This window comes from Vibrio sp. B7 (genome assembly GCF_963888765.1).
GTDB classification, from domain to species: Bacteria; Pseudomonadota; Gammaproteobacteria; order Enterobacterales; family Vibrionaceae; genus Vibrio; species Vibrio anguillarum.
Map to the genome: position 1 here is coordinate 1 of NZ_CAWPKR010000003.1, position 23530 is coordinate 23530.

At 44.6% G+C, this 23530-nt stretch carries 22 protein-coding genes and 2 tRNA genes; 10 read left to right on the forward strand and 14 right to left on the reverse strand.

All coding sequences use genetic code 11. The annotated features are described in order from the left end of the window. The first annotated feature begins 47 nt into the window (after positions 1-47). Both AACV32_RS01695 and AACV32_RS01700 read left to right on the forward strand, forming a co-directional pair. Positions 48-132: transfer RNA gene (locus AACV32_RS01695), tRNA-Tyr, on the forward strand. Positions 133-211: 79 nt separating this feature from the next. Beyond that, positions 212-296: transfer RNA gene (locus AACV32_RS01700), tRNA-Tyr, on the forward strand. A gap of 99 nt (positions 297-395) precedes the next feature. Here AACV32_RS01700 and AACV32_RS01705 read toward each other — a convergent pair. The 9 genes from AACV32_RS01705 to gmhB form a co-directional block, all read right to left on the reverse strand. Next, positions 396-1163, reverse strand: a complete 768-nt coding sequence (locus AACV32_RS01705; RefSeq protein ID WP_017047989.1) for a PKD domain-containing protein — start codon at positions 1161-1163, stop codon at positions 396-398. A 22-nt stretch (positions 1164-1185) separates the two neighbouring features. Continuing rightward, complete coding sequence (locus tag AACV32_RS01710) at positions 1186-1422, reverse strand: hypothetical protein (RefSeq protein WP_170894834.1); 237 nt, start codon at positions 1420-1422, stop codon at positions 1186-1188. A 76-nt stretch (positions 1423-1498) separates the two neighbouring features. Next, the gene (locus AACV32_RS01715) at positions 1499-3133 is read right to left on the reverse strand and encodes an ATP-binding protein (RefSeq protein WP_017049464.1); all 1635 of its coding nucleotides are present in this window, start codon (positions 3131-3133) and stop codon (positions 1499-1501) included. Continuing rightward, on the reverse strand, positions 3124-3846 hold the full coding sequence (locus AACV32_RS01720) for a winged helix-turn-helix domain-containing protein (protein ID WP_017044211.1): 723 nt from the start codon (positions 3844-3846) through the stop codon (positions 3124-3126). Before AACV32_RS01720 ends, AACV32_RS01715 begins: the two co-directional genes overlap by 10 nt. A 257-nt stretch (positions 3847-4103) precedes the next feature. Beyond that, positions 4104-5795, reverse strand: a complete 1692-nt coding sequence (gene treC, locus AACV32_RS01725; RefSeq protein ID WP_170894835.1) for an alpha,alpha-phosphotrehalase — start codon at positions 5793-5795, stop codon at positions 4104-4106. Between the two features lie 61 nt (positions 5796-5856). Continuing rightward, complete coding sequence (gene treB / locus AACV32_RS01730; RefSeq protein ID WP_026027679.1) at positions 5857-7281, reverse strand: PTS trehalose transporter subunit IIBC; 1425 nt, start codon at positions 7279-7281, stop codon at positions 5857-5859. A 167-nt stretch (positions 7282-7448) separates the two neighbouring features. Beyond that, complete coding sequence (gene treR / locus AACV32_RS01735) at positions 7449-8396, reverse strand: trehalose operon repressor TreR (RefSeq protein WP_013857380.1); 948 nt, start codon at positions 8394-8396, stop codon at positions 7449-7451. Positions 8397-8451: 55 nt separating this feature from the next. Continuing rightward, complete coding sequence (locus AACV32_RS01740; RefSeq protein WP_096036176.1) at positions 8452-8796, reverse strand: MliC family protein; 345 nt, start codon at positions 8794-8796, stop codon at positions 8452-8454. Between the two features lie 26 nt (positions 8797-8822). Continuing rightward, complete coding sequence (gene gmhB / locus AACV32_RS01745) at positions 8823-9374, reverse strand: D-glycero-beta-D-manno-heptose 1,7-bisphosphate 7-phosphatase (RefSeq protein WP_017044207.1); 552 nt, start codon at positions 9372-9374, stop codon at positions 8823-8825. 197 nt (positions 9375-9571) lie between these two features. Here gmhB and metN point away from each other — a divergent pair, with 197 nt between their 5' ends. The 3 genes from metN to AACV32_RS01760 are packed head-to-tail and all read left to right on the forward strand — an operon-like array spanning position 9572 to position 12132. After that, positions 9572-10606, forward strand: coding sequence for a methionine ABC transporter ATP-binding protein MetN (metN, locus tag AACV32_RS01750; protein ID WP_013857383.1), 1035 nt, complete (start codon positions 9572-9574; stop codon positions 10604-10606). Beyond that, complete coding sequence (locus AACV32_RS01755) at positions 10596-11273, forward strand: methionine ABC transporter permease (RefSeq protein WP_017044205.1); 678 nt, start codon at positions 10596-10598, stop codon at positions 11271-11273. Before metN ends, AACV32_RS01755 begins: the two co-directional genes overlap by 11 nt. 49 nt (positions 11274-11322) lie before the next feature. Continuing rightward, positions 11323-12132 (forward strand): MetQ/NlpA family lipoprotein, encoded by an 810-nt coding sequence (locus AACV32_RS01760; protein WP_013857385.1) that lies wholly within the window; start codon positions 11323-11325, stop codon positions 12130-12132. Between the two features lie 94 nt (positions 12133-12226). On the opposite strand, the gene AACV32_RS01765 is transcribed toward AACV32_RS01760, so the two are convergent. After that, positions 12227-13003: a Zn-ribbon-containing protein gene (locus tag AACV32_RS01765; RefSeq protein WP_088728698.1), complete on the reverse strand. Its 777-nt coding sequence runs from the start codon at positions 13001-13003 to the stop codon at positions 12227-12229. A 2-nt stretch (positions 13004-13005) separates the two neighbouring features. Beyond that, the gene (gene syd / locus AACV32_RS01770) at positions 13006-13551 is read right to left on the reverse strand and encodes a SecY-interacting protein (protein ID WP_170894836.1); all 546 of its coding nucleotides are present in this window, start codon (positions 13549-13551) and stop codon (positions 13006-13008) included. Positions 13552-13649: 98 nt separating this feature from the next. On the opposite strand from syd, the gene queF reads away from it, so the two are divergent. From queF to xni, 5 genes are all read left to right on the forward strand, one after another. Then, positions 13650-14495 (forward strand): NADPH-dependent 7-cyano-7-deazaguanine reductase QueF, encoded by an 846-nt coding sequence (queF, locus tag AACV32_RS01775; RefSeq protein ID WP_013857388.1) that lies wholly within the window; start codon positions 13650-13652, stop codon positions 14493-14495. Between the two features lie 14 nt (positions 14496-14509). After that, positions 14510-16777 carry a tetratricopeptide repeat protein gene (locus AACV32_RS01780; protein ID WP_170894837.1) on the forward strand — a complete coding sequence of 756 codons (2268 nt, stop codon included), beginning with the start codon at positions 14510-14512 and terminating at the stop codon, positions 16775-16777. Positions 16778-16886: 109 nt separating this feature from the next. Further along, positions 16887-18443, forward strand: coding sequence for a GGDEF domain-containing protein (locus AACV32_RS01785; protein ID WP_017049458.1), 1557 nt, complete (start codon positions 16887-16889; stop codon positions 18441-18443). Between the two features lie 304 nt (positions 18444-18747). Continuing rightward, entirely contained in the window at positions 18748-20115 is a 1368-nt protein-coding gene (gene ppnN, locus AACV32_RS01790) for a nucleotide 5'-monophosphate nucleosidase PpnN (protein ID WP_017044198.1), read from the forward strand. 104 nt (positions 20116-20219) lie between these two features. Further along, positions 20220-21005: a flap endonuclease Xni gene (xni, locus tag AACV32_RS01795; RefSeq protein WP_026028115.1), complete on the forward strand. Its 786-nt coding sequence runs from the start codon at positions 20220-20222 to the stop codon at positions 21003-21005. A 44-nt stretch (positions 21006-21049) separates the two neighbouring features. Here the strand turns inward: xni and rlmM are convergent, their stop codons facing one another. From rlmM to AACV32_RS01810, 3 genes are read right to left on the reverse strand one after another with little or no spacing between them, the layout of a single operon-like run. After that, positions 21050-22141 (reverse strand): 23S rRNA (cytidine(2498)-2'-O)-methyltransferase RlmM, encoded by a 1092-nt coding sequence (gene rlmM / locus AACV32_RS01800; protein ID WP_017045575.1) that lies wholly within the window; start codon positions 22139-22141, stop codon positions 21050-21052. Continuing rightward, positions 22138-22536, reverse strand: a complete 399-nt coding sequence (locus AACV32_RS01805; RefSeq protein ID WP_013857395.1) for a DUF423 domain-containing protein — start codon at positions 22534-22536, stop codon at positions 22138-22140. The genes rlmM and AACV32_RS01805 overlap by 4 nt, the downstream gene beginning before the upstream one ends. Then, positions 22526-23437 (reverse strand): transcriptional regulator GcvA, encoded by a 912-nt coding sequence (locus tag AACV32_RS01810; protein WP_026027676.1) that lies wholly within the window; start codon positions 23435-23437, stop codon positions 22526-22528. Before AACV32_RS01810 ends, AACV32_RS01805 begins: the two co-directional genes overlap by 11 nt. Positions 23438-23530 lie beyond the last annotated feature (93 nt).

The window sequence follows — 23530 nt, forward strand, 5'->3', positions numbered from 1 at the left end:
GTTGGGAAAACATCATTCAAGCCTATTTTTAGAATAGGAAAACACCCGGAGGGGTTCCCGAGTGGCCAAAGGGAGCAGACTGTAAATCTGCCGGCTCCGCCTTCGATGGTTCGAATCCGTCCCCCTCCACCATATTCTCTCGCAAGAGAAACCTTGATTGATACGTTGGAAAAACATCATTCAAGCCTATTTTTAGAATAGGAAAACACCCGGAGGGGTTCCCGAGTGGCCAAAGGGAGCAGACTGTAAATCTGCCGGCTCCGCCTTCGATGGTTCGAATCCGTCCCCCTCCACCATATTTTCTCGATTGAGAACGATAAAAAGCCAGCTTTCGAGCTGGCTTTTTCGTTTCTTTACATCATAGCTCTATAAACTGACGTCACTAAGTAGTCTAGTTAACCCTCAATATACTGAAGTAGAGCGGTAACACAGCTTTGTGCATCACTGCAATTGATACTCTCTGGCAGTTCAGTCTGCAATAAAAACCCTTGTTCCAAAGAGTGGCAAGATGAACTTTCACTTAAACAAATCGGAACTCCTTGAGCAGAAAGGGCATTTAATAACAACAAAGCCGTTTGTATATTTCCCCCAGCATTGGCGGCAAAATGTAGCTCAAACTCAGCAGCGCTATTGAGTGAGGTCAGCGCATGCTCTAATTGAGTGTCCACTTCGGTTAAAGAAACCGAATCTAAATCACTAAAGATCAGCATGCCTTGGTTCCTATCAGCATACTGCCAAGCAACGATATCAACCTGCTGCATATAGGCTCGCTGCATGCTTTGCGCGGCCGCCTGAATGATCACCTGCATTTGGTCACTGTTGCTTCTTCCACCACTGTCTTTAACTGATAATTCAAAAATATACGTGCCAGCAATCGTAGGATAAAACGCCGTTGCTTTCAGAGAATCTGCATTGATTAAGGTAAGCGATTGAGGCCCAGAAACTTGACGCCAAGACTTCGTTTTAATTTCATATATTGATAACTCAGATTTCGCCGTTCCGCTCAACGTAATACTATTTACTGGCAGTATTAACATCTGATCAGCACCAGCATTAACCGTAGGCTTAGTCAGCTTATCCGCATCTTTCAAATCATCGGCTTTACATCCCACGATAAGTGCGAGCACACTCAGGATCACGAACAACTGGTTTAACTTAAACATAATATTTTCCTGTGATTAAGCATTAGAAGAGGTAACTGGTACTGGTGGAAAGAAAGGTGACTTCACTACCGTCCAAATACATTGCAGCATCTTGTTGCGCGTAATCCATCATCACATTCGATTGCGTATTGGTTTGGCTGAGCTGGTCATTTAAGCGGACCCCATCGCTGAAGGCTGAGATCCATTCCATCGGTTTAGTGGCACTGGTGGATGAGAAAAATACGCCGCTTAAAAACAGCGCTAATAGTTTGGTATTCATGCTTACTCCTTGTGAGCGGTCTGATTCACCGACCCATTCAAGGTAGCATTCTCAATACAAATAAATCGTCAGCAGTTTATTGACCATTTGTATCCAGTTTGGTCACATTAGGTAAAGAAATCTGTTTCGGCCATTGCAGTTCAAAACATGCGCCCCCTAATGCTGAACCATTTACTTTTACTCTAACCTTGCCTTGATGCCAACGAGTGATCTGTTTAACAATCGCCAGCCCAAGACCATGGCCTTTTTCACTATTACGCTCTTGATTATTCACTTGAGTAAAGGGCTCAAAAATACGTTCAATATCATCTGGCGCAATACCGGGGCCATCGTCTTCGACCACCAAAAAAAGTTGCCCATCAGATTCGTTCAACGAGAGATGGATCTCTTGCTGCGCAAATCGCGCGGCATTACTCAGCAAGTTTTTAACGGCCCGCAATAAAGCTCGATTATCGACAAATATCGTTTGCTGTCGCAACGAATCCAACACACTGACACGCAATGTGAGTTGCGGGTTTTCAAGCTGGAAATGCTCCGCTTCTGCAACCAAGTTGTCGGCAAAGTGGCAATAAGAAAAATGGCGAATATCTGTGATACGGTTATAGCGCGACAAAACAAGTGTCTGGTTAATCAAATGATCGAGATCTTCAATACTGGAGTGAATTACTTGGCGGTATTTTTCTTTCTGGCTTAAGGCAATGTCTTCATCCTCAAGCATTTCAAATGCAAAGCGTAAACGGTAGAGCGGTGTTCGTAAATCATGCGCCACGGCGTTGGTTAAGGTTCTTTGGCTGGCAATCAGCTTTTCGATGTTATTTGCCATGTTATTAAAAGAATGACTGAGCTGAGAGACCACGGAAAGCCGAGATGTCGTCGCTCTACGAGATAATACTCCTTGACCAAATTCATTCGCCGTTTTTACCAGACGTTTCAGATCTCGCCATAAAGGATAAATCCACATAACTAAGGCCACAGAAATGGCTAAAAAAAAGAAACCGCCGATAGCCGTAGTGAGCTTTAATTGGGTTTGGTAGGAAATATTGTCCTCGACGCGTAACCACGTATTCTCATCCACCGCAGCCAATAAGATCATGCTGCCTTGTTGATTGATATAGCTGGTCATCTGCTCTTTATCAGCCAGCAATTTGGTTCGCTCGATGGGTGACAAATCTTGCTCTCGCAATAGACTCAACTCTAAAGGTATTCGGCTATTTTGCTCAGCAATACTGGTTTGCCATTGAGTACGAGGTTGGCTACGGAGATCTTCTACCGCGAGGTATAATGTGCCTCTGGACTGGTTAAGCGCAGCGAGTTCTCTCGGTTCATTGATCGCGAAATAGAGCACTTTGTCACTGTTCAGCACTCTTTGCAAAAGTGCCATAGGATCACCATCTTGGAAAATGATCTCGCCTTTTTGCAACGCTTGATAAACTTCTGGGGAGGCGTGGTAACTGTCTAATGCCTCTAATCGAAGTGGGTAACTGAAATGCTTAGCATAGCCGTCAATAATCGTTGTCCACTCAGCTTGAGGCGCTTGACGCAATTTTTCAGATAGAAACGTAAAGTTACTCTGATAGACAGGCTTATAAAACTCTTCAGAGATACTGCGGCTAAGATATGGGATCGGATTAAATTGCGTGGGAATACTGAGTAATAAGATCGGCAGAAACACAGCTACCCAGAGTACCCAAAAAGATCGAATCATGACCACTTCCCTTCCGATACAGCGCAGAGCTGATATCCTTTACCTCGAACCGTTTTTATCAACTTAGGTTCATTAGGATCATCTCCGAGCGCACGCCGCAAGCGTGATATACGACGATCAATTGAGCGATCTAAACCATCATATTCAAAACCACGCACATGCTGAGCGATATCATCTCTCGTGACAATGGTGCCTACATGTTGGGCGAGTAGATACAAAAGCTCAAACTCGCTGGTCGTGAGTTTTATGGGCTGCTGCTCAAGTAATACCGCTCGATGTTGCAAATTCATCCACAAGCTACCTATGCACAATTCATATTTGTCACTTTGACTTCCTCTTGCTTGCCTCCGAAGTAAAGCTCGAATACGTGACAGTAGCAAACGGGGCTTAACCTGCTTAACAACATAGTCATCGGCACCCAGTTCCAACCCCATCACCTGATCAATATCATCGTCCAACGCCGTTTGCATTAGGATCATACCGTGGTATTGATCTCGGACAGCGCGGCAGACATCCATACCACTTTGCCCTGGTAGCATAATATCTAGAATGACTAAATCAGGTTGCTCATCCAAAATCCGATCAACGGCTTGAATCCCATCCGCAACCGTTGAGACACAAAACTCATAGTGGTTGAGAAAGTCTTTGATCAGTTCCGAGAGTTCTAAATCGTCTTCAACGAGAACCACTCGATAAGAGGGGGAGAGAGTACTGTTCATTGTGTTTCACATCCGTTTGCTAAGAACGCAAACTATAGCGGATTGTGTTTCATCTTTGTGTGACTAATTGTGACCAAGCAACAAAGTTGTGGTGTTGTTAAAACATTAAACAAATCATCAACAGCAGAGCCTACTGCGTTGAATCAATAAGAGTACGAAGAAAGTACCATTGGGCCGTGACTCATAAACAGAATCGATAAAAAAGCCCCGAAAATTCGGGGCTGAAAAATGACTGAATCTATAGGGGTAGGACTCAATCAGGATACTAAATCGAACAAAATTACGCGTGTTTCATACGGACGAAGCACTTGATGTTCCAAAACTTTGAGTGGTTTTATATCTGTATAGTTACCTAACAGGTATTTTGCTTTCTCAATCGGTAACTCTTTTGGCAGCACGCATTCGGTGTCAACGCCATAATAGTTATTGATACAGATCAGCACCTGTTTCGCGTTGCGTCGCTGGTAGGCAAAAATCTCTTTATGATCGGGTAGTAAATCGGTGTAATCACCATCGGTAATTACACCGATTTTTTTGCGCAGCGCTATCAACTCTCGATAGAAATAGAACACCGATTGCTCATCAACTAACGCCCGTTGCGCATTCAATTCTTGATAGTTTTCTGCGATGTCTAGCCAAGGCTGACCTTGGCTAAAACCAGCAAAGCGCTCTGCATTCCATTGCATTGGCGTGCGAGAATTGTCACGGGATTTTTGTGCAAGAATGACCATCATGGCTTCATGACTTACCCCTTGCTGGTTCACCATGATGTCGTAAATGTTAGTACTTTCCACATCTCGGTACTGTTCAATAGCGGTGTAGCCGGGATTGGTCATGCCAATTTCTTCACCTTGATAAACATAAGGCGTGCCTTGCATCATATGAATCGATGCGGCCAACATTTTTGCCGACTCAACGCGATAACGTTGATCATCCCCTAAACGGCTCACGATACGAGGTTGATCATGGTTACACCAAAAAAGTGCTCCCCACCCTTTACCATTTAAACCCGTTTGCCAATGGTTGAAAATCTGCTTCAATTGCAAGAAATCAAATGGTGCTTTCGTCCATTTTTCACCGTTCGGATAATCCACTTTTAAATGGTGGAAGTTAAACACCATCGACAGCTCTTTGCCGTCCAAGCGTGAATATTGTTGGCAATGTTCAAGCGTTGTTGAGGACATTTCCCCCACGGTGACACTGCCGTACTGTTGGAAAACCGCTTGGCTGATCTCTTGTAAAAATTCATGCACGCGCGGGCCATCGGTATAAAAACGGCGTCCATCACCTTGGTGATCATCACTGAAATCCTGCGCTTTTGAGATTAAATTGATCACATCGAGACGAAAACCATCCACCCCTTTTTCGGCCCAAAAACGAATCACTTGCTTCACTTCCTCACGAACTTGAGGATTTTCCCAATTTAGATCCGCCTGCTCTTTGGCAAATAGGTGCAGATAATATTGCCCTGTTGCGTCATCTAACGCCCATGCGCTACCACCAAACTTTGACTGCCAATTATTTGGAGCCTGACCATTAATCGGGTCTTGCCAAATATAATAGTCACGATACGGACTTGATTTATCACCCAACGCCGACTGAAACCAAGCGTGCTCGGTTGAGGTGTGGTTAACTACAATATCCATAATAATGCGGATACCTCTTTGATGAGCTTGAGCCAGCAGTTCATCAAAATCTTGCATGCTACCGAATTGAGGATTGACACTGTAATAATCCGAAATGTCATAACCGTTATCAACCATCGGAGATGAATAAATGGGTGTCAGCCAAATGGCATCAATTCCCAAGCGGTGCAAGTAATCCAGTTTAGAGATGATCCCTTTGATATCTCCCGTTCCTTTATTGCCGCTATCACAAAAACTTTTGGGATAAATCTGATAGATGGTCGCAGTTTTCCACCACTGACTATCACTCTTGGTTATAACCATATTGACAACTCACTTACCAAAATGAAAATGAGTGGTGAAAACTCACCACTCGAATGAAAGGTTATGCACTTGCTGGCTCTAGCTCGCCTTTAGCTTGAGCTCGTTTGTATAAAAACAGAGTAAGCAGAATTGGGACGGCCATCGCCACCAGCATCGCGATGCCGTAAATACCCCAGTATTGTGGTTGAATCGAAAGAATACCTGGTAAACCACCCACACCGATGCCATTCGCCATCACCCCTGCACTACCACAAATTGCGGCTGCAATAGCACTACCAATCATGGCGCTTAGCATTGGGAACTTGTACTTTAAGTTGACACCATACATCGCTGGCTCTGTCACACCCAAATAAGCCGAAATAGCCGCAGGAACAGAGATGTCTCGCTCACCGTGTTTTTTACTGATAAAGATGATACCGACGACCGCAGACGCTTGAGCAATATTTGACAGTGCAATCAGTGGCCAAATTGGCGTACCACCCATTTCTTGCATCAATTGCAGATCCACCGCGTTAGTGGTGTGGTGAATCCCGGTAATGACCAGTGGCGCATACAAGAAACCGAACACCATTGAACCGATAACCGCAAAATCGCCAGTCATTGCAGCTTTAGCCGCAAACGCGACGCCATCGCCCAATACGCGACCAAATGGACCAATTAAAGCGTGGGCCAAAATAACGGACAATATGATAGAGATAAACGGCACAACAACGAGGTAAAGATAAGAAGGGATGATGCGCTTTAAGTTTGTCTCAATAAACGCCAGAGCAACACCCGCCAACATTGCAGGAATCACCTGAGCTTGATAGCCGACTTTCTCTATCACAAACAAGCCAAAATCCCACACTTCGGGCATCTGCTTACCGATCAGATAAGCATTCATTAATTGAGGCGAAACCAGAGTCACACCCAAAGTAATACCTAGTATCGGTGTTCCACCCAACTTTTTCACCGTTGACCAACAAACACCAACCGGTAGGAAGAAGAAAATAGCCTCGCCAATTAACCATAAGAAAGAATGAACCGTGGCCCAAAATTGGCTAATTTCAACCAAGGTTTTGCCATCGAACATACGAATGTCGCCAATGACATTACGAAAACCGAGGATTAAACCGCCAGTGATGATCGCTGGCAGCAAAGGAACAAAGATTTCCGCAAGATGCGAAATGCCACGTTCTAAAAAATTCATGTTTTGGCGAGCGGCTTTCTTCGCTTCATCTTTAGAAACGGCTTCTTTGCCTGAAAGCCCGATTAAGATGGCGTAAACTTCGTCCACCTCAGTACCAATCACAACTTGAAACTGCCCAGCATTGGTAAAACACCCTTTAACCATGCTCAGCTGTTCTAGTCCTTTTTTATCCGCCTTGTCGGTATCATTTAAAACAAAGCGTAAACGAGTCAAACAGTGACTCACACTGGCGATGTTCTCTTTACCACCTACCAGCTCGATAAGACGTATCACGTCTTGCTTCGCTATCTTGGCCATACTTTTGCCCACCCTATATTGGAATACTGTCTGTTTTTCTTTTTAATGGGAACATTCCCACCTGCAAGTGCAATATTGACATAAATAATAAAAGGTAAAAATGGGAACAATCCCATTAATTGAATAAGATCACAGACTAATTGTAATTCACTTTAAGAAATAAGGAGTTAGCTTGTTAGCGGTTGTTGAGTGATGTGTGCAGGGTTCATTTCATTATTAAGCTGTAAAATCAATAAATTAGCTGCTTTTTCTCCCGCTTGAGCATAGCCAGGATCAATACTGTAAATATTAGGGAAAAGAAAAGAGAGCAGTTCATTACCACCCACACCAGTGACGGCGATATCATCTCGGCCCAATTCTTGGAGACGTTTAATTACGCCAAGTGCCAGAGTGTCACTGGCGCACACGATAGCTTGAGTCTGATCATTTAGCACTTCATCAACCAGTTGGTAGGCACTTTCATGATGCAAACGTCCAGTGCGATAATTGGGAGTGCATCCACTTTGTTTGCACCAATCTAAGTACGAATCTAAACGTAATTTACCTGTCGTTTTATCGCTAGGATCGACCCCAATGTAGGAAATATGAACTCGATTTTTCGAAGTCAAATGAGCAAGCGCGCCTTGAATAACACCATAATTGTCATAGTTAATCGATGAGACTTTATCGGCATCCATCGCAATCACAACCGCTCGCGATGCCCATAGGTTGAGTTGTGTGATATCGAGATCGGTAAAACCAAATACAATTACACCATCCACATTACGCTTATGTAAAACCTCAAGGTGCTCGTTCGTTTTAGTGCGATCAAACTGGCTTTCCATAATCACCACATCGTACCCATTTTGATACAACACCTGTAGCATTCGCCCCACGGCGCGGTTTTCAGACGGTGACTCAAGGCGTGAGATAATCACGCCAATCACTTTTTCACTGCCACCACGCATTAACTGAGCCGATTTCAGTGGCACATACCCAGAATCTTGGATAACGCGTTCCACTTTTGCTCGTGTTTCAGGCTTCACTTTTGGGTCGTTCGTCAATACACGAGAAACCGTCGATTTACCAACACCAGACAGTTTTGCAATATCCAAGATAGTCAGTTTTCTGCTCATGCGAACCTATAGCGTAAATAAAAATGGAAGATAGCATGCGCTTATCTTAAATGAATTATTGAGTGATACAGCCTTGATAAGTCGTTGATCCCACTTCGAGCAAAGCTTCATCGCCTTTCGTATGTAAAAGCACGGTTTGAGGCTGAGTTTGCTCGCTATCGTCGATCACATACTTTGCGCCAGAGGCGGCTGGAATTTGTATTAATGTATATTCGCGATCGGCAATACGGAGAACGGCTGACTGTTGCTCAATATACGCAACATCAAAATGCTCACCAGAACGGCATTGATAATGCTGGAACAGGTTCTCACTTTCAACGCGCGAATCGTTCGCGTAATGTGGTGAGCATGCCGCTAAAAAACCAACACTGAATCCAACAAAAAGAAATGATTTATTCATATTGCCTTCCACAAAGGGGGGAATTTTTACTGTGCAAGAAAAGCAGGGACATCGCGAATACTATCAAGTACCACGGTGGCGAGTAATTCACCTTGCTCAGTAACGGGTTTGCCCGTACGCACTAACACACGAGTACCAACACCTGCGGCTTGTGCAGCCATCATATCTTCAGCTTTATCGCCTATCATCACAGATTTTTCCATATCGATATCAAGAAAGTCCCGTGCGGAGATAAACATACCAGGCTTGGGTTTGCGGCAATCACACTCTTCTTTATACTTACCTTCACCGTGCTCTGCATGGTGCGGGCAGTAATAAATACCATCAAACTCGACACCGTGATCGGCAAAATTCCAGTCCATCCATTGCGTTAAAGATAAAAAGCGCTCTTCACTAAATTTCCCACGAGCGATACCTGATTGGTTGGTCACCAAAACCAGCAAATACCCCATGTCTTGAAACTTCTTAGTAGCTTCAAATACACCATCAATAAACTCAAAATCATGTTCATCATGAACATAGCCATGATCAACGTTGATCACGCCATCGCGATCTAAAAACACTGCAGGTTTAGCCAAAATAACTCTCTCATATCACGCCAGATATGATGATTATTACACGCTTTATTTTTTTCATCACTACCTAATTCACCAAAGCGTTTAGACGTCTAGACGTAAAAATATCTATTGACTTAAATCAAGTTAAGCCATAGCATCGTCCAACAAGTGAGAGAGAGTTCAACATTTTATTCTGTTATCCCTGCACAGGTTTTCCGATGATTCAAATTAATCAAGTAAATAAAGTTTTCTATCAAGGCAATAAGGAAATTCATGCTTTGAAAGAGATTAATCTTCACATTAAGCAAGGCACTATTTTTGGTGTAATTGGCTCGTCAGGTGCAGGGAAAAGTACACTGATTCGCTGTGTCAACATGCTAGAAGCTCCAACAACAGGTTCGGTTGTGGTTGATGGCGTTGATTTAACTCAACTGAGCAAATCAGAACTCAGCCAAGCTCGTCGCAACATTGGCATGATCTTTCAACACTTCAATTTGCTTTCATCACGTACGGTATTTGACAACGTTGCTCTGCCACTTGAACTGGCTGGTGTCGAAAAAAATAGCATTGAAAAGAAAGTGTCAGAGCTGCTGCAACTGGTCGGCCTGACGGATAAGCGCGAAACTTATCCTGCAAATCTGAGTGGTGGTCAAAAGCAACGTGTTGCAATAGCGCGAGCACTCGCCTCTGATCCCAAAGTATTGCTGTGTGACGAAGCCACCAGTGCGCTTGATCCTGCGACGACTCAATCGATTTTAGAGCTATTGAAAGAGATCAACCGCACACTCAATATCACCATTTTGCTAATTACTCACGAAATGGATGTGGTAAAAAGTATTTGCCACGAAGTGGCCATTATTGGCGACGGTGAACTGGTTGAAAAAGGCACAGTTGGCGAGATTTTTGCTCACCCTAAAACCGCCTTGGCTCATCAATTTATTCGCTCAACGCTCGATTTATCAATTCCGGAAGATTACCAAGCTCGCCTGCAAGCCACTCGCGTAAAAGGTAGCTACCCGCTGGTGCGATTAGAGTTTACAGGCGCAACGGTTGATGCTCCCTTGATGACACAAATTGCCCGTAAATTTAATATTGATGTCAGTATATTAAGTTCTGACCTTGATTACGCTGGTGGCGTTAAATTCGGCATGATGGTCGCTGAACTGTTTGGTAATGAGTCGGACGATACGGCTGCTCTTGAATTTCTTCGCGAAAACAACGTAAAAGTAGAGGTACTTGGTTATGTCCTTTAACACCATCACCGCTTGGTTAAACCTGAATGGCGATCTTCTACTGATGGCAACCTGGCAAACACTCTACATGGTCGCTGTCGCGGGCATCGTCGGTTTCGTGGTTGGTATTCCACTGGGGGTTATTTTACATACCACCAAAAAAGGCGGCCTTCTCGAAAACACTCAGCTGAACCGCATTCTTGGTGCCATCGTCAACATTGGTCGCTCTGTGCCATTTTTGGTGCTTATGGTGGCCATTATTCCGGTGACAAAACTGCTTGTCGGTACGTTTATTGGTACCACTGCGGCTATTGTTCCGCTGACGATTGGCGCAATTCCATTTGTCGCTCGTTTAATTGAAAGTGCATTGCTGGAAGTGCCCACTGGTTTGGTCGAAGCTGCGCAGTCAATGGGGGCTACGCCGATCCAAATTATTCGTAAAGTGTTGCTTCCTGAAGCGCTACCAACGATTGTCAACTCAGTCACCATCACTATGGTCACTCTAGTAAGTTACTCTGCCATGGCCGGAACCGTTGGCGGCGGTGGCTTGGGCGATGTCGCTATTCGTTACGGCTTTCATCGCTACGACTTAGGCATCATGACGGTCACCGTGGTGATGTTGATTGTCTTAGTACAAATTATTCAATCGATTGGCGATAAGTTTGTCCGCCGTGTCGACCACCGTTAAATCACAATAAAGTTAAAACACAGATTCGTTTTATAACAAGGAGTTAATCATGAAATTTAGCCTTAAAGCTCTACTTACCCTCGCCGTTAGCGCTTCAGCACTCGTGCTGGCAGGCTGTGGTGAAAAAGCGGTCGACAACAATAAAATCAAAGTGGGTGTCATTGCCGGTGCTGAAGCACAAGTTGCTGAAGTTGCAGCAAAAATTGCAAAAGAAAAATACAACCTAGATGTAGAACTCGTAACGTTTACCGACTATGTTACCCCTAATGCGGCACTGGATGATGGTTCGATTGATATCAATGCATTCCAACACAAGCCATACCTTGATCAACAGATCGCTGACCGCGGTTACAAATTAGCGATTGCTGGTAACACCTTTGTTTACCCGATTGCTGGCTATTCAAAACAAGTGAAATCGGTTGATGAGATTCAAGATGGCTCTCGTATTGCGGTACCTAACGATCCAACCAACCTTGGTCGCTCTTTACTGCTGCTAGAACAGCAAGGCCTTATTACTCTACGTGACGGTGCAGGCCTACTGGCAACGGTACGTGATGTGGTCGCCAACCCAAAAAACATCACTATTGTTGAGTTAGATGCCGCGCAACTGCCTCGTTCACTTGACGACGTTACGCTCTCGATCATCAACACGACCTACGCCAGCTCAATCAATCTAACGCCTGAAAAAGATGGTGTGTTCGTTGAAGATAAAGAGTCACCTTATGTCAATATCATTGTTTCTCGTGCAGAAAATCTGAATGCTGAAAACGTGACTAACTTTGTTAAAGCCTACCAAACAGAAGAAGTGTACCAAGCCGCTTCGAAAATTTTTGACGGTGGCGCAGTAAAAGGCTGGTAATTAATAAGCCTATTACCTGTGCAAAAAAGCCTATAAAAATAGAAAAGCCGATACGCGATGTATCGGCTTTTTCGTATCAACAACACGCATCTGTCTACTTAATATGATCCCAAGACATATTGGACACAATACGGCATGGGTCGCACTTAAAATGGAAAATGTCGTGCAGCGGTTCATCGAGTAGCCACTCTCCCCCACATTTCGGGCATTTTCTGGCTTGTTCGTCCGCTAGGCTCTGGCCGCCAACTCGATATTGGTAGTAATAAGTAGGGACGTGGGTCAAAAACTCAATTCGTCCTCGTAAATCCCATCCTCTAATAAACAGCACACTGTCCACATCGCAAATCTCGTGCAATGCAGCGTGTTCTGCTCGGCAACCACCCGCCATCTGAAGTTCATCACACGCCTGCCACTCTGTTTGCCATTTGATCACTGCTTTATGATCGCCATTTAAGGTCGCAGAATTACGATATAAAGGGATCGGCAGCAATGTGTCACCACTGCGCAGCGGAGAACAAGTGTGTACATAAGTGGTGTAAAGTATCTGCCAGCTAGGCAAAACATCATCAGCGGCTTGCTCGGAATTAAGATCGCGCCCCAACAAACGGGCTTTCGGAGCCAGCAAACTAGCCTCCGTCAAGCGACTCAGGCACACCCTAACAAAATCAGAATGATACTTAGGGTGTAAGCTTTCTTGCTCTGGGCAAACCACCCGCACAAAGAACTCGCCCTCTCCCATCACGATGGGGAATTCACGCCCAAGCACTTGACCGTTATAGCGTAAAGCATCCATTAGGCCATTAATCGCTTTATCTACCGCCGAGATAGTCGTGTTATCAAAACACTCAAACTGCAATTCAACCACGTACATCGTTACACCACAGGTTCTAAATTAGCGAAAAACTCGGCCACACTTTCGGCCAGCACGTCGCGTTTATCGGTACCTAAACGTTCTAAAATCACATGTCCAGAAAGGTTACAGATCGAAATCACATCCATCTCCGCATCGGTTGCACCAATAAACACGGTTGGTTTGAGTTTTAGTCGGCGCTGAGTCACCAAATGACCGAGGATATTTTCCTGCAAACGAATAAAATCATCCTCACTCCACACTTGCAATAGAGCGAGCTCGTTGCCTTGCCATTTAGCTGGCATGTCCGCACAAAACTGTACGCCATAAAAGGCTTTAATATCAGAATGTAGAGTCAATTCAATCGCTGCTTCTACGTTAGAAAAATCAGCTGCAACCGATCTGACGACGGGTTTCCACAGCACACGGTCTTGGTCGTTCATCACTGCGCAAGGGGAATCCAACTCAGCCAACTCATCATTACGAGGAGACTCGCCATGCTTTGTTTGGTAAGCGTCAAGATAACGTTGAGTAAATGAAAGTAAGGCTTGCTCGGCAGTTTGTGCCATGAAGTGCTCCAAAATTGATGAGTCGCTGCCTTGTGTGATGACAGCAACCCTAGGATTGCGTAAAATTCTGTTTATTCTAATCGAATTGACGTGAAAGTATGAGCAAATATTCCGATGCCAAAGCGCTGGCAGGGTTAACCCTTGGCAAAAAAACCGACTACGCCAAACAGTACGATCCAAGCTTACTGCAACCTGTCCCTCGTAGCTTAAACCGTGATGATCTGCATTTGGGGGATAGCTTACCGTTTAAAGGCTGTGACATTTGGACTTTGTACGAGCTCTCTTGGCTCAATGAAAAAGGGTTACCACAAGTGGCAATTGGCGAGGTTTCTATCCCTGCGACAAGTGCTAGTTTGATTGAATCTAAATCCTTTAAGCTCTACCTCAATAGCTATAACCAAAGCAAAATAGCCAGTTGGGATGAAGTAACGCAGCGCTTAACCAACGATTTATCGGCCTGTGCCGGCGCGCCAGTTAGTGTCACTCTCAACCCGGTGACCGATTACACTGGCCAAGCGATTGTAACTATGCAGGGTGAATGCATTGATGGACAAGATATTGAGATTGAAAGTTACCAATTTGATGCCAGCTTACTGAAAAGTGCCGCGCGTGGTGAGCAAGTCAATGAAACACTGCACAGCCATTTACTGAAATCGAACTGTTTAATCACCAATCAACCCGACTGGGGCAGCGTCGAAATTCATTATCAAGGTCAACAAATTGATCGAGAAGCACTGTTACGTTATCTCGTCTCATTTCGTGAACATAATGAGTTCCACGAACAGTGTGTAGAGCGCATCTTCACCGACATTATGCAATACTGCCAACCGACACAGTTAACAGTATACGCTCGATACACTCGCCGCGGCGGTTTGGATATCAACCCATTTCGCTCAACCGAACAAGAACGGCCAACACATAACCAACGTATGGCCCGTCAATAAGGATTAGCATTAGGATGATCAACGTGCGCTGGACACTTTTGCTCAGTTTAACTCTGGCTCTGTTTTCATTGGCTTCACAAGCCACTATCTACTCGTCGCCAATGTTAAATGAAGCCAATGGGTTGATTGATATCTCACCGAATCAAGCCAAAACCCTAGCCACTGAGTATCTGACTCAGCGCAAGTTGGCCGAAAAATCAGAAAAATCATCATCAGTGATGGCGCGCGATGAAAGCGACAGTCGGATTCGAACACCGGGCAGCAGCGTTGATGCGTTAAAGATTTTAGCCAAAGCAGAGTTCCAGTTGCACAATATGGATGCCGCACTGGCCGCGTTAAAACTTGCTGAAGAGCTCACGCAACACTATCAATTGCCTTATTTAGCCACGGATGTACAAATACTCAAAACTCGTCTAATTTGGCTCAATAATAATGATGCAAGCGCCGCTCGGCAGGCGCTACGCGCGATCAGCATTCAATATGATGCCATCAAAAATGCGGATCAAGTGGCAAAAGGTCTCGATTATAAAATTACCCTGCTCAAAGCAGAAATTGCCTCAAAAGCCAATGATATCGAACTGGCCAATAAGCTTTTTGCTGACCTAAAGCCTTACATTGATTCGATCTCCTCACCGAAAACCGTGATTGAATATCAGATTGTTATTGGTCAACATTTTCTCACTCATGGCTTTTACAATCGTGCTTTATCTGAGTTGCTAGTTGCCTATTGGGGCGCGATTGAAAACAACTCAAGCGCCCTACTCGCTAAAACCAATACCTTACTGGCTCAGCTTTTTTTTGAAAGAAAAGTGCTCGATAAGGCTTTAGAGCATTTGTCTCAAGCCGCCGATTTTTATGACGGCTATAACAAGTCGCCAGCCTTGGCTGATGTATTGCAACGTATGGGCGATGTCTATTACCAGCAAGGTAAATACAATCTAGCGCTCGTTCACTACTTCAACGTGATCGATCACGAAACGAGCCGCAATGATCTGGAAAAAGTCATTGAAGTGCGTATTAGCTTAGCGGCGACCTACCTTAGTCTCTATAACTACCCACTAACTGACCAATATCTCACTCGCGCTGAAGACTTGCTTGAGCTGAAAGATTATCCTCGTTTAAAGGCACAGGCTTACTTACTGCATTCAGGATTAGCCTTTCACCAAAAGCAAGCCGATGTGGTCATCAGCAACGCTCAACACGCCTTAAGCGTTGCTAAAACGATGCAAGATGAAGAGATTGAAGAGCATGCCTATCGGTTACTGGCCTTGGGTTATGAGCAAAACAGTCAGTACGCACAGGCCTTAGAGAATATAAAACGCAGCAATGCACTATCGCAAATACGCCAAGAAAAACTCAACCAAATCAGTGAAGATGCTTTTCGTCAGCAAAAAGAGTTTGTAGAACAAACCCTACATCTGGTTGGGCAAGAAAAAGCGCTGCTCAAAACTCAAGAAGAGTATAATAAATTCAAAAAGATCGCCTTTATTCTGTTTATCATCTCCATCATTTTATTTTTACTGCTACTGCGTAGAGGCTACCTTATCCAGTTGCAAAATGAAGAAATCGATGAACTCAACAGCACGCTCTTTACCCATTCTCGCTCTCGCTTGCGTAACTTGCGCATGCTCAATGCTAAGCTTCCTTCAGCGATACAAAAAAGCAGCCGTCATTTTGAGCCGTGGTATATTGGTGAACTCATCCACGAGCCACTGAGTGATCGCCTCCGCTTTGTGATGATTGATATTCCCTTTCTGCGCAACATGTACTTAGAACATGGCTATTCAGCTGGCTTAGAATTGGAGCATCAATTTGGTCAGTTTTTAAAATCGAAAATCAAAGAACCGAATCGGATTTATCACTTTTCAGATTCCAATCTGCTCTATATCGAACCGAATGCCGATCGCAATACACCGCCTGAAATCGCATTCGATCAAATTCAGCAATGGATAGATGAATTTCAACCTGAACGTCGCTTAAACCGTACAATACGGATGGGCATCGCCGACTACCCATTTTTGCCAAGAGCTTATATGGCGATTAATGATAAAGAGCTACTCGATATTCTGCTGATGGCAACCAACACGGCTCGAGAGCTAAGCATGAGAGAAGGAGCAAGCCATTGGGTCTACTTAAAAGCGATCGATAACGCTCCAGCCGCTAGTTTTGCCTCCAACAATATTCGCAAATCATGCAAGCACGCCATCAATCAAGGGTTGATAAAAGTGCATTCTTCTTATAAGAATGAGGAGAGCATCAAAAAACTCCTAAAAGATGGGTAATTACTCGGCATTCAATGTGTTAAAGCAGTGACGTGGGCAATTAATTTGTTATTATCGACAAATCAATTAATAGGATTCTAACGATCCTCGCAGTTTAGTTTAGTTGTACATGGGCGCTCTCGAACAGGATATTCAAACACAGTTACAGCAGCTGAAAACTCAGTTGGAACAGGTTCGTTTGACACACAGGGACACTTCGTTCAAATTTAAACGAGAACATACTGTCCTAAAACGGATCGTCACATCATTAAGCTTGGCGTGTCAGGGCAATGATCATCAGCTAAATATTAATTTATCGGATCTTCGTGAAGCTCTAGAGCAACAAAAAGACGTAAGCACGCTCATACCTCGCTTAGCCGTATTGGAGCGCATGTTGAAGCAACAAACTTTGGTTATGGAAAAAGAAAACTCTCATTTGGACTCTCAAATCAAACATTGTGGAGAAACATTACTTCGCGTTGCTGGCCTACCCGCCAAACTTAAGCGTGATTTACGTGATCTGCTCAGTTTTTCAGAAGCTCAGCCTAAAGCCGAACAAGCGATTCAACTGCTTGGGATTTATGAACGTGCAATCAAAATAATAACAGCGAATCCGAATACGGCCATCAGCGAGCTGCATGTCGCGGATAGAGAGCTATTGACCAAGCTATCCGATGAACTGCAACACCTGATCACTGAATTGGATTTTGAAGGTGAATCAGGGGAACTACTGGTAGATATTCGTGCCAAGCTGTTGATTGGCGTATCGACATCAACGCTCTTAGAGTTGACGTTAGAGGTTCTAAAACTGGTGATTGATGGCACCAACAGTGAGCGAAAAACATCTGAGAAGTTTTTAGAACAGGTCAACTCATCACTCACAAAACACATTAAAAGTAGCACTCACAACGCAGACCAAAGCCAGAGTTACTTTGAACATCGCCAAGAGATGAATGCTGAACTCGCCGCTTTGATTACCCAAAGCCAAACCCTAATCAAAGATTCTGTGGCGATTGACGATCTTAAGCTCTCCGTTTCACCTATATTATGCGAAATGGCGTCACTTTCTGAACGCTTAAGTCATGCAGAGCAACGCGAGCAGGCACTGATTGAACGCTTAAATTATGGCAAAAATCAAATGGAAGCTCTGTTTGAGCTCACCCAAGATTATCGCCGTCGATTGGAAGATCAGTCTCAGCGCTTGCTGCTTGATCCACTGACAAAAGTCTATAATCGCACGGCCTTTAATGACCACCTTGAGCTGGAATATCGGCGCTGGATAAGAGCTCAACATACTTTCCGAATCGTAATCTTTGATATTGATAAGTTCAAAACTATCAACGATAGCTTTGGCTATACGGCAGGTGATAAAGCCCTTAAAATTATTGCCCGCACCATATCCAAAGAAGCATCCGATACAGATACCGTGGCACGTTTCTCTGGTGAAGAATTTATTATTTTACTTCCCGATCAAGAAGATAATCACTGTTTCAAGGTGGTAAAAAACATTCAACGTCATGTATCGAGGCTCCCTTTCAAGTTCAGAGACAAGAGTATTACGATTACACTTTCAGCCGCGAGTACCTGTTTTAAAGACTCCGATACGCCAGAGGAAGTACTTGAACGTTTACGCCGCTCGTTACTAGAAGCCAAGAGTTTCGGTCCTAACCAAGTGGTTTGGAAATAAACACAAGTCCAGATCGGATGATGTAGACAAAAGAAATCCATTCAAATCGCGGCCTTAACTGGTCGCTATTTGAACAAAACCAAACTAAAGCGTGCTGAACATCACACTCTGCTTGCATAAACATTTCCTAACAATCGAGAAAAGAACTAGATTGATACTGTAATTTCAATCAGTTATATCGTCCTATCGCACATCCGTCACTAAACGAACCATGACCTATACTCCATACTAAGCGGGTATATATAAAAACCAACTTTAGTCGTAGCGTGGACATTTTCCTTACTTCTCAACTAAGGAGGCCAGTATGATTACTCATATCAGCCCTACAGGCAGCATGGATCTGCTTTCTCAACTTGAAGTTGAGCGTCTAAAAAAGACCGCGTCGAGCGATCTATATCAACTGTATCGCAACTGTACTTTGGCGGTACTTAACTCTGGTAGCCATACGGATAACTCAAAAGAACTTCTTGAAAAATATAAATCTTTTGATGTCACTGTCATGCGCCGTGAACGCGGTATCAAGCTAGAGTTGACGAATCCACCAGAACATGCCTTTGTTGATGGGCAGATCATTAAAGGAATTCAAGAACATCTGTTTTCGGTCCTGCGCGATATCGTTTATGTCAACATGCATCTGGCGGATAATCAGCGCCTAAATCTCACCAATGCCATTCACATCACCAACTTAGTATTTGGTATTTTGCGTAATGCCAGTGCCTTGGTTCCCGGTCTTGAACCTAACTTAGTAGTTTGTTGGGGTGGACACTCGATCAACCCTACTGAGTACCAATATACGCGGGAAGTGGGCCATGAGCTGGGCTTGCGTGAACTGAACATTTGTACAGGCTGCGGACCAGGCGCTATGGAAGGGCCAATGAAAGGAGCCGCCATTGGACACGCTAAACAGCGCTATACCGCACAACGCTATCTTGGCTTAACCGAACCATCGATCATTGCCGCCGAGCCACCGAATCCGATTGTGAACGAATTGGTGATTATGCCGGATATCGAAAAACGCCTAGAAGCTTTTGTACGAATGGCGCACGGCATCATTATTTTCCCCGGTGGAGCAGGAACAGCGGAAGAACTGCTGTACATTTTGGGTATCATGATGCACCCAGATAACGCAAGCCAACCAATGCCAATTGTACTGACTGGTCCAAAAGAGAGCGAAGCCTACTTCCGTTCAATCGACACATTCATTGCCGAAACATTAGGTGAAAAAGCACGCCAGCATTATCAAATCGTCATTGATGATCCAGAAAAAGCGGCGCGTATCATGAGCCAAGCGATGCCGCTGGTTCGTCAGCATCGTAAAGATAGTGGTGATGCTTATAGTTTCAACTGGTCCCTCAAAATCGAGCCTGAGTTCCAACTGCCTTTTGAACCGACTCACGACAGTATGGCCAACTTGGATTTACACCTAAACCAAAAACCAGAAGTACTCGCTGCTAACTTGCGTCGCGCCTTCTCTGGCATTGTCGCTGGTAATGTGAAAGCGGAAGGCATTCGAGAAATTGAACGTCACGGCCCATTCATCATTGATGGCGATGCCCAATTGATGAAAAAAATGGATCTATTGCTAAAAGATTTCGTTGCACAACACCGAATGAAGCTGCCCGGCGGCAGTGCTTATGAACCTTGCTATAAAATTGCAACCAATAACCATTAACCATTAACCATTAAAGGCAAAAATAACTTATGCCGGGGATGAGTGGCAATATTAAGTGAGATCATTACAATAAGGGCTTATTAAGCCCTTATTTTTTGGTCGTTATGTCTTTACACCTTGTCATCATTGATGCTTTGAATTTGATCCGTCGGGTGCACTCCGCACAACCCGATCCTAACGATATGGCAAGAACCATAGAGACAACCTCGCGCACCTTGCACCGTATCATCAATGAAGCTCAACCGACCCACATCATCGCCGTGTTTGATCATCACTTACAAGACCGGGGCTGGAGAGCACAACTTCTACCGACTTATAAGCAGAACCGGAAGCCGATGCCAGAAGCACTGCAACTTGGCTTAGACGCCATTCAGCAAGCATGGTGGGAATTAGGGATTGATTCACTGCTCTCGGAAGGTGATGAAGCCGATGATTTGGTGGCCACCTTAGCCACGAAAGTGGCAAGCCACGGTGAAAAAGTAACGATCATTTCAACCGATAAAGGCTACTGCCAACTGCTCTCCCCCACTTTACAAATTCGTGACTACTTTCAACATCGTTGGTTAGATCAACCCTTTATTGAACAGGAATTTGGCGTAAAGCCGAGCCAATTAACCGATTTTTGGGGATTAACGGGCATCAGTTCAAGCCAAGTTCCCGGCATTGCCGGCATTGGTCCCAAAGCAGCAAAAGAGATATTAACGCAATTTCCCGACATAGAAGCGGCCTACGCCAGTGCTGATTTGGCCAAGAAATACCGTAAAAAATTTGATGAGCAGATCGATATGGCGCGAGTCTGCAAACACATTGCCACACTAAAGACCGATATAGAGCTCGGTTTTAATTTGCAAGACATTCGCTTTTCAGCGCAAGTATCCCATCCAGAATAGCAAAACGCTCCTAGAAAGGAGCGTTAAATTAACCTATTGGAGCATTAGTGCGGAGAGATGTTCGACAAGCATTGAACATGCACTGTGATCTCTTCACGATCATGATACAAATGCTTTGCCTGCATGCGGAACTTTACATCATTTTTAATCAGAAAAACTTTTAGGTTTTCAATATCTTGTAAAACTTCATCATAGCGCCCTTTCATTGGCAGCTTTAAGTTGAAGATGGCTTCTTTCGCCCAACCCTTGAGGATCCACTGCCCCATTAAATGCGCAACACGAGCTGGCTTTTCAATCATGTCACACACAATCCAAGTCACGTTCTTGCGTGGCGGCTCAAATTTAAAACCATCCTCGGCATGGTGTTTCACTTGTCCTGTGTCCATCAAACTTTCAGCCATTAGACCGTTGTCGATAGCATGAACAAACATCGAACGCTTCACCAGTTGGTAAGTCCAGCCCCCTGGGCATGCGCCCAAGTCTACCGCCCACATTCCCGGAGCCAAACGTTCATCCCACTCTTCACGAGGAATAAACACATGGAAAGCCTCTTCCAACTTCAGTGTGGAACGACTTGGCGCATCGGCTGGGAATTTCAAACGAGGAATACCCATGAAAAAAGGCGAGTTATTGTTGGTGTACGAATACCCGACGAAGCAGTGGCCGGGTTGAATAAAACAGACATGTAGCACAGGTCTCTTCGCCGACTCTTTGTTAGATAGAATCCCCTTGCCACGTAACGCTTGACGCAATGGCACGGTAAACTTACGACAAAATTTGAGCAACTCTTTCGCTTCATTGGTATCTGGCGTTTCAATGCGAATGTCACCACAACGCGGAAAACCCTCAAGTTCGGCGAGTTCAGATAAGATAGGCGAAATACGATCATCTTTAGGTAAATCGCTAAATTCCGCCGCTACCGCAAACATCTGACGAGCAAAAATAAGCGATTGGAAATCGATCTCTTTAATCAGCTTATCAGCATCACCGGCCTGATAGCACTCAAACAAAACGTAACCCGTATTGTTTTTCAAACGAGGAAAACCAAAAACCTCTAGCTTAGTCGCTTTATCTTGGATCTCTCCGGCACACTCTTTTTCAAAGCCTGCACGACAATAGAGCATTACGTGTTTCACTGGTCCACCTCTTGAATATTAAGTGCTGCATAGCCAAACACTCCCCACCCTAGCATAAAGAACACGCCACCAAATGGCGTGATCGGGCCAAACCACTTGATGCCCGTGAGTGCTAAAGCGTAAAGACTGCCGCTAAAACAAAGGACGCCGATGATAAAGCAAATTGCCGCAATGAAAAAATATTTTTGTGCTTTCGATCCCAAACGACAACGCAGCAAAATACCACACGCTAATATGGCTAAAGCGTGAATCGATTGGTACTGCACTCCCGTTTCAAACACCGAAAGCAAGTAAGGGGTTAAATACGCTTTTAGGCCGTGCGCCGCAAAAGCTCCTAGAGCGACACCAACGCCCGCCATAAAAGCCGCGATAGTGAGCAATAGCTTACTCTTCATCTAGCAATACCTCTTGTTCCCTTCTGGCTTTTTTGAGCATCCAATCACGGAAAGTGGCGATGCGCCCCATATCGGCCTGCTTCTCGTGACAGACCACATAGAAAGCATTTTTAGTCATCAGCACTTCGTCAAAAGGCGCAATCAAGCGACCCGCTTCCAGCTCTGGCTGAGCTAACACGTTATTCCCCAGTGCGATACCTTGCCCATGCGCCGCCGCTTGCAGCACCATGGTCGAATGGCTAAAGATGGGGCCGTGGTTGACATTCACCCCTTCAAGATCGTTCTCTTTGGCAAACTGTTTCCAATCTTTACGTGAAGTATCGTGTAGCAGAGTATGGCGTGTTAGATCGTCCAGTGTTTCTAAAGGCTTAGGGCCTAGCAGCAGTGAAGGAGAACAAAGCGGGATCAAAAACTCTTGATACAACTTATCCGCGCGTAAACCAGGCCAGTTACCTCGCCCATAATAAATCGCCACATCCACATCATCGGTTAACGAACCTTCATCCATATCAACCGCTTTGATACGCACATCAATATCCGGCTCTTGCTGGTTAAAATCGGCCAGACGCGGCACGAGCCACTGAATCGCAAAACTCGGCGGTAAACTAATGGTTAATGCCCCTTTCTCACTGCGCTCGAGTACCTTATCGGTGGCTTCAGAGAGTGCGGTGAAGATATCTTTAATGTCGAGAAAGTAACTTTGCCCTTCTTCTGTCAATAGCAGAGAACGATTACGACGGCGAAATAGCTTTAACCCTAAAAATTCCTCTAACGCTTTGATTTGATGACTGACTGCGGCTTGTGTCACAAATAGCTCTTCCGCAGCACGAGTAAAACTCAGCTGGCGAGCTGCCGCTTCAAACACTTTCAGCGAGTTCAATGGTGGCAATCTTCTGGACATAGGTACACTCAAAAATTAGATTAGTTTTTTTAATCTGAAACATTATAAATTGTCCATTGCCGAGCGGCTAGAGAAATTCTATATTTCACCCCG

What these genes read in the sequence shown, in the direction of transcription:
- AACV32_RS01705 (WP_017047989.1), bottom strand. Translation starts at nt 1,163, where the DNA reads ATGTTTAAGTTAAACCAGTTGTTCGTGATCCTGAGTGTGCTCGCACTT.
- AACV32_RS01710 (WP_170894834.1), bottom strand. Translation starts at nt 1,422, where the DNA reads ATGAATACCAAACTATTAGCGCTGTTTTTAAGCGGCGTATTTTTCTCA.
- AACV32_RS01720 (WP_017044211.1), bottom strand. Translation starts at nt 3,846, where the DNA reads ATGAACAGTACTCTCTCCCCCTCTTATCGAGTGGTTCTCGTTGAAGAC.
- treC (WP_170894835.1), bottom strand. Translation starts at nt 5,795, where the DNA reads ATGGTTATAACCAAGAGTGATAGTCAGTGGTGGAAAACTGCGACCATC.
- treB (WP_026027679.1), bottom strand. Translation starts at nt 7,281, where the DNA reads ATGGCCAAGATAGCGAAGCAAGACGTGATACGTCTTATCGAGCTGGTA.
- treR (WP_013857380.1), bottom strand. Translation starts at nt 8,396, where the DNA reads ATGAGCAGAAAACTGACTATCTTGGATATTGCAAAACTGTCTGGTGTT.
- AACV32_RS01740 (WP_096036176.1), bottom strand. Translation starts at nt 8,796, where the DNA reads ATGAATAAATCATTTCTTTTTGTTGGATTCAGTGTTGGTTTTTTAGCG.
- metN (WP_013857383.1), top strand. Translation starts at nt 9,572, where the DNA reads ATGATTCAAATTAATCAAGTAAATAAAGTTTTCTATCAAGGCAATAAG.
- AACV32_RS01755 (WP_017044205.1), top strand. Translation starts at nt 10,596, where the DNA reads ATGTCCTTTAACACCATCACCGCTTGGTTAAACCTGAATGGCGATCTT.
- AACV32_RS01760 (WP_013857385.1), top strand. Translation starts at nt 11,323, where the DNA reads ATGAAATTTAGCCTTAAAGCTCTACTTACCCTCGCCGTTAGCGCTTCA.
- AACV32_RS01765 (WP_088728698.1), bottom strand. Translation starts at nt 13,003, where the DNA reads ATGTACGTGGTTGAATTGCAGTTTGAGTGTTTTGATAACACGACTATC.
- syd (WP_170894836.1), bottom strand. Translation starts at nt 13,551, where the DNA reads ATGGCACAAACTGCCGAGCAAGCCTTACTTTCATTTACTCAACGTTAT.
- queF (WP_013857388.1), top strand. Translation starts at nt 13,650, where the DNA reads ATGAGCAAATATTCCGATGCCAAAGCGCTGGCAGGGTTAACCCTTGGC.
- AACV32_RS01780 (WP_170894837.1), top strand. Translation starts at nt 14,510, where the DNA reads ATGATCAACGTGCGCTGGACACTTTTGCTCAGTTTAACTCTGGCTCTG.
- AACV32_RS01785 (WP_017049458.1), top strand. Translation starts at nt 16,887, where the DNA reads ATGGGCGCTCTCGAACAGGATATTCAAACACAGTTACAGCAGCTGAAA.
- ppnN (WP_017044198.1), top strand. Translation starts at nt 18,748, where the DNA reads ATGATTACTCATATCAGCCCTACAGGCAGCATGGATCTGCTTTCTCAA.
- xni (WP_026028115.1), top strand. Translation starts at nt 20,220, where the DNA reads ATGTCTTTACACCTTGTCATCATTGATGCTTTGAATTTGATCCGTCGG.
- AACV32_RS01805 (WP_013857395.1), bottom strand. Translation starts at nt 22,536, where the DNA reads ATGAAGAGTAAGCTATTGCTCACTATCGCGGCTTTTATGGCGGGCGTT.
- AACV32_RS01810 (WP_026027676.1), bottom strand. Translation starts at nt 23,437, where the DNA reads ATGTCCAGAAGATTGCCACCATTGAACTCGCTGAAAGTGTTTGAAGCG.